The sequence below is a fragment of the Vibrio genomosp. F10 str. 9ZD137 genome (assembly GCF_049974785.1).
GTDB lineage: Bacteria > Pseudomonadota > Gammaproteobacteria > Enterobacterales > Vibrionaceae > Vibrio.
This window is the reverse complement of sequence record NZ_JBNGCJ010000914.1, coordinates 1-5,849: the sequence shown is the minus strand read 5'-3', so window position 1 is coordinate 5,849 and position 5,849 is coordinate 1. Positions and strand designations below refer to the sequence as shown.

Genomic DNA, 5,849 nt, shown 5'->3' with positions numbered 1-5,849 from the left:
TTCAACGACAGCGGATGCATCGGCTGGAATAGACTATGCCGACGAAGTATTTTATGTATCAGATGGGAATGGCGGATTTAAAGAAGCGGAACCGTCGGATTTAATTGTCAAAGCTGGTGAAACGTCAACACAAGTCTTTGTTAAAGTGCTTGATGATGACAGCTATGAGTCCAACGAAGTTGTAGGCCTTACTGCATCAACCACTAGTGAGTTAGTTGTTGGAAATACAGTATCAACGGCTACTGGCGTTATCACCGATGCAACAGACAACCCACCAGAAGCGGAAGATTTTACCGCGCAAGTTGACCCATCGGGAAGAACCTTTGTTCAGTTTGATACAGGGACGGGATCTATTGAAGGGGAAGGCACTGATCATATCTCCGATACCGAAGATGATGCCGATAGCCAAGCGAATGTCCAAGTGGTCATTACTGAATTACCTGATCACGGAACGCTTTGGTATAACAATATTCAAATCACAGAAGCCGATCTATATAGCGGTGAAGGTGACACTGAGTATACACAGTTTGATCCAAACCTAATTCAATATGAACCTAATGCTGACTCCGAAGGGTTTGTGTTAGGGGTTAAAGATGCTCAACTAGGCGAGCAAGAGGCGAATAGCACTGAGTTCCTTAACTGGGGGGAAGCAACTGACAAAGCAAATGAACGTCTACTTACTCTAGAAAATGGCGATAAAGTTACCATTAGCTCTTCAAATGGTCCGCTCGTGCAATATCTCGGCGATCCAAACGCTGATCATGTTGGCTACGGAATTGGCGCCAAAAACGATGGTGGTATTCAAAGCAACGAAACCATCTCTATCACCTTTGATGATCGCCCAGCTGATAGCGTTACTCTTGGTTTAGATGGCCTCGGTGGTTGGTTTGATGAAAACCTAAACACTAAGGATGAATCGAGTGTCCAGATTACGGTTTTTTACACTATTGATGATGCAGAAAGTAGTGAAACATTCAGCTACCAGAAATCAACAGCCGGTGATACGAACTTATTCCATGAAATTACCATCCCTTCAGACGGCTTTACATTGCCTGAAGGCGCAGAAATCACTAAGGTCGATTTAGGTACAGATGGAAATGGCAACTGGGAACTTCGTTATATAGAAACAGAAGCGACGGATACTTTTGACTACCGCGCTGTAGATTCCGATGGTAACTTTAGCGACGAATCTACAGTCACTATTGGCACACCAAGTAGTGCACCTATCGCGACTAATGACCCTGTTGAATTCAGCGTTAGCCTTGGTTCATTTAATAATGATGGCTCATGGAGTACTGATGATGGCTCATTGGGTGAAGGTGCCGCTATTTCTGCGCGTTATCAAACCGAAGACAGAGACATCACAGACAGCGGAATTAAACGTGGTGTTAGCGGCCATGAAAACGGTGGTATTGCATCGCAAATTCAATTTAACCGCGAAGACGGAGAGTCTGAGCAGTTTATTATTAATCTAGATAAACCCGTTACAGAATTCAGTTTCACAACATCAAACCTGTATAAAGGCGAAGGTGGTTCAGATAACCATGAACAAGGGAAATGGGTTGCTTACTTAGATGGTGTAGCAGTCGCGAGTGATACGTTTGTAGCAAATGAAGGTAGCAATAAAGGTACCTATAGCTATGACGCAGGCGACTTAGAAGGTGTAGCGTTCGACAGTATAGTCTTTGAATCTATCGACTTTGTTAATACACCGGCCCGAGGTGATGACTCTTCTGACTACTTCTTGACAGGCTTTAAAGCATCAAGTGAAGGCGCGTACGCGGTTAATCAAGGCGGCATACTCGAGATTCCAGCATCAGAACTACTAAACAACGATACTGACCCTGAGGGTGATAGCCTACGCATTACCTATGTTTATGGAGAAACCGAAGGCGAAGCTCGTATTGAAAATGGCGTGGTTTACTTTGATTTAGATGATGACTTCGTTGGAACCACGACGTTTGAATACCAAATTACTGACGATAACGGTGGATACGATAGTGCAACGGTAAATGTGATTGTTAACCCAGCACCGATTCCGGCGGTAGTTGATTCCGTCTCGTTGTTGTCTGAATCTGTTCCTGAAGGTACAGATATGGCGTTCAAAGTGAACTTAGATTCTGGGGTATTGGTAGAAACACGCTTAGACATTGAGTTTGGGCTAGGTACTGATACCGCAAACGATTCAGATGTTGACCTGTTGGATCTTGTCTTTACTAATGGCGTTACTTACGATGCCAATAGCAATGAGATCGCGATTCCCATTGGTGTTAAAGACTTTACAGTTCTGATTCCGACACAGAAAGACGGTGTACACGAACTCGATGAGACTTACTCTTTACGCATTGGCGGTGAAGATGGTGCCTCTGCGACAGGCACCATTGAAAACATGGATATTCCGACGTTATCCGTTGTTAGCCAAGGTGATGTATCGGAAGGATCAGCCGCAACATTTCAGGTCAATCTCTCTGTACCATCAGACCAGTCCACTGAGCTTACTCTTTCAACGAGCGTTGACGGCGAAGAAAATACCGCTGAAGCCGATGATTTAAACGGCACTATCACAGCATACTACCTAGATGGTAATGACGTTAAGATTCCGTTGTTAGTAGAAGGTGGTAAAACTACCGTACCTCCATTTGTAACCGCAGTATTTGTAGAAGTAGGTACGCAGCAAGATTCACTTTATGAAGGTCCTGAGCAATTTGAATTACTGGTATCAGGTAAAACAGGTGATACCGAAATAGCAACAGCTAAAGGTTCGACCAACATTGTTGATGATGGTAGCGTTGATCCAGGTGGTGACCAACCAGCAGACGATGACCGTCCAACTGTTGAGAGTGTTTCTGACGTCAGGATTGAAGAAGGAAAAGCAGGTACTTTCACGGTTGAGCTATCGAACCAAAGTGACACGGATACAGTTGTCAGTTTGCGATTTGGTAACGCAAGCGCGACGTCTCCAGAAGACTTTGACACGAGTAGCGTTACGATCAAGTACGGTGATACAGAAAAGACAATTGATGTCATTAATGGCCGCTTCCAGTTAGAAATTCCGGGGGATGTACAATCGTTTGATGTCGTCGTGAACACGGTTAACGATGATTTTAGTGATGATAACGAACAGTTTTTACTATTTGCTAAAACGCTGACTCAAAGTGATTCCATTGCAGGAACTGCGACGATTTTCGACAATGAAAAACCAACGATTGATCTTGATGGGTCTGAATATAAACTCGAATTCGTTAGTGAGAATGCGGGTTATAACAATGTGTTTGGTTACTATGTTTATAACGAATTGTCTCAAACTCAAGAACTTCATGTCCTAATTGACAATGCTAATGATGTCAATGATCCGAACTTAGGGACTCTCACTTCTTTAGATAATGTTGATTACTTCCTAATTCCAAACGGTGCAAACATCGTTAACGGTGCGAATAAGTTGGAAATCAACGCAGAAGGAAAACTGATCGTTGATGGTGAGCTTAAGACGACTCATGTCTTTACTGGGCGCGAAGAAGATAGCCAGCTAAGAACATCGTTGGATGACGATGGTAATGTAGTCTTAAGCTTTGATGACCAACGTCAAGAAAGAGAAGATAACGATTTCGATGATTTAGTCATTAAGATCACAGAAATAAACCAGTCTACCGGCTATGAAACCACCTTTACTGAGGGGCAAGGTAGCGTTGGTATTGCTGCTGAAACGGCTGATATCTTTGACGATAAAGATACGGTGAAGTCCATGACGATTACGTTAACCAACAAGCAAGTCGGTGATGGTATTGTTATTCCGGAAACTCAAGGGTTTACGGTAACTCCGCAAACCATTGGAAGCACGTTGGTCTACTTGATTGTCGCAGACGATCCTCTCGGTGTTTCTGCTGCTGATTTTGAATCTATCTTAGAAAGTACACAATTTAGTAACTCTAGTGATGATCCAAATACGACTCAAAGACAAATCGAAATCCAAGTGACGGACTCTCTCGGGCAAGAGTCAAACATTGCTACCACAGTCGTTAATGTTATTCCGGTGGCTGATTTGAACGTTTTATCAGATTCTATTGGCTCTGAAGATTCGCTCATTCAACTCGACATCGACGTTCCGTTAACGAGTTCGATAACTCAGATAGAAGTGAGTGATATCCCACTTGGTGCTGAGCTTTATGTCGATGGTCAAAAGGTAAACATTGCGGACAATAAAGCGGTTTTTGAGGTGGATTCGACAACTAAGGTAAGCGTTAAGCCTGCAGAAGATAGTGATGTAGACTTTAGCTTAGAGGTCCAAGGACTAGATTCAAATAGCAATTTGATCGAGCAAGCTCAAACGATAAACGTTACCGTTGCGCCTGCTACTGATGCACCGATTCTAACGATTGCTGAGCCAACCGTTATTTCATTCACCGATTTTGAACACGTCGATCTTGGGAATAAACCTTGGCGAGGAAATGTCAGCTCTGAAGAGCTAAGTCAGGGGGATGTGGTTGGTACTTGGCTAACCGATGAAGATTCGGGCCAAGGTGAAGTAGGTAGAGAAAATGTCTACCTAGTAGGTGGAAATAACGAAAATCAAGTGTTTGAAGTAGAAGGTGGTCGTCAAGACAATACACTTTCGACCGAATTTGACGCGAAGAGTGGCGCTTTTTATTCAATTTCATTTGACATCGCTGCTCGTGTTGTTGGCTCGTCACCAGCAACCTTGTTCTTAGTCAACGAATCTGGTGTGCGTACAGAAGTGTTCAACTACACTTCTCAGGATGAGCAATGGTCAGATGAACGTGTTACATTCCAAACCCCAGATGATGGTCAATACACATTAGTGTTTGAGTCCAGTCAAACAGACACTTACGGTGTTTTACTTGATAATATTAAGCTAGTCACGGTTGATAACTATGGCTATGAAGATACCTTTATTAACTTGAGTGATATTTCCGTAGGCTTAAATGACATAGATACATCAGAGACACTGCAGGTTATGTTAAAAGGCTTACCAGAGGGCACGATTGTCGTTAACGGAGTTGACGCACCAATTACCGTGGGGGTGAATGGTACGGCTGATATTTCAACCTGGTCTAACCTAACTGATCTTCAAATTAAAATAGATGAACCAGGAAATTATCCTGTTGAAATAGCAGTCATCTCTTCTGAAACGGATAAGAGCTTTGAAGGTACTGAATTTGAAACATCAGATGCTGTAGATTCACAAACCATCAATGTTACTGTGCTTGAGGTTCCGAGCATTGTACCTGTACCTGATGCTGAAAGTAATGCGATTGACATTACCGAAGATAGTTCTGCTCAATTAACACTGAGCGACTTTGGCATTACAGATAGTTCTGTCAATGTCACTATTGAGTCGTTACCTGCTGATGGAACATTAGAAATTCAAACGTCTGGCGGTGTTTGGACTAGAGTCGATGAAGGTCAGGTTATTGAGGCAACAGAAATCGAATCTGGTAGCGTTCGTTTCATTCCTGATTTACATGAGTCTGGTAATTCTGATTTTGATTCTTCAGGCTCTGGGGATCAAAAACAAGACTATGCTTCATTTGATTTTGTCGTGAGTAAAAACGGACAGTCTTCAGAAAAACATACTTTGACTGTAGATGTCACCCCCGAAGCCGATGCGCCAACTATTTCGATTGCACTGGGTGATCCAGTTCCTGATTACTCAGGGTTTAAAACATGGGGTATAACAACTGAGCAGTTCCAGACAGGTGAATTTGATAAAGGTGCTTTTGAGATCGCTAATGAGAAGGTAGACGCGTCTACAGGACAAGATCTGTTTTATGGTGAATATAAATCGGGTAATGATTACCTTGTCAGCAGAAATGGTGGTGGTGATACCATCC

Annotated in this window: 1 protein-coding gene; it reads left to right on the top strand. The window is 43.0% G+C overall.

The annotated features are described in order from the left end of the window. Nucleotides 1-5,849: Ig-like domain-containing protein (locus tag ACP45E_RS20235; RefSeq protein ID WP_198927770.1), on the top strand; the 5,849-nt coding region annotated here is incomplete at both ends.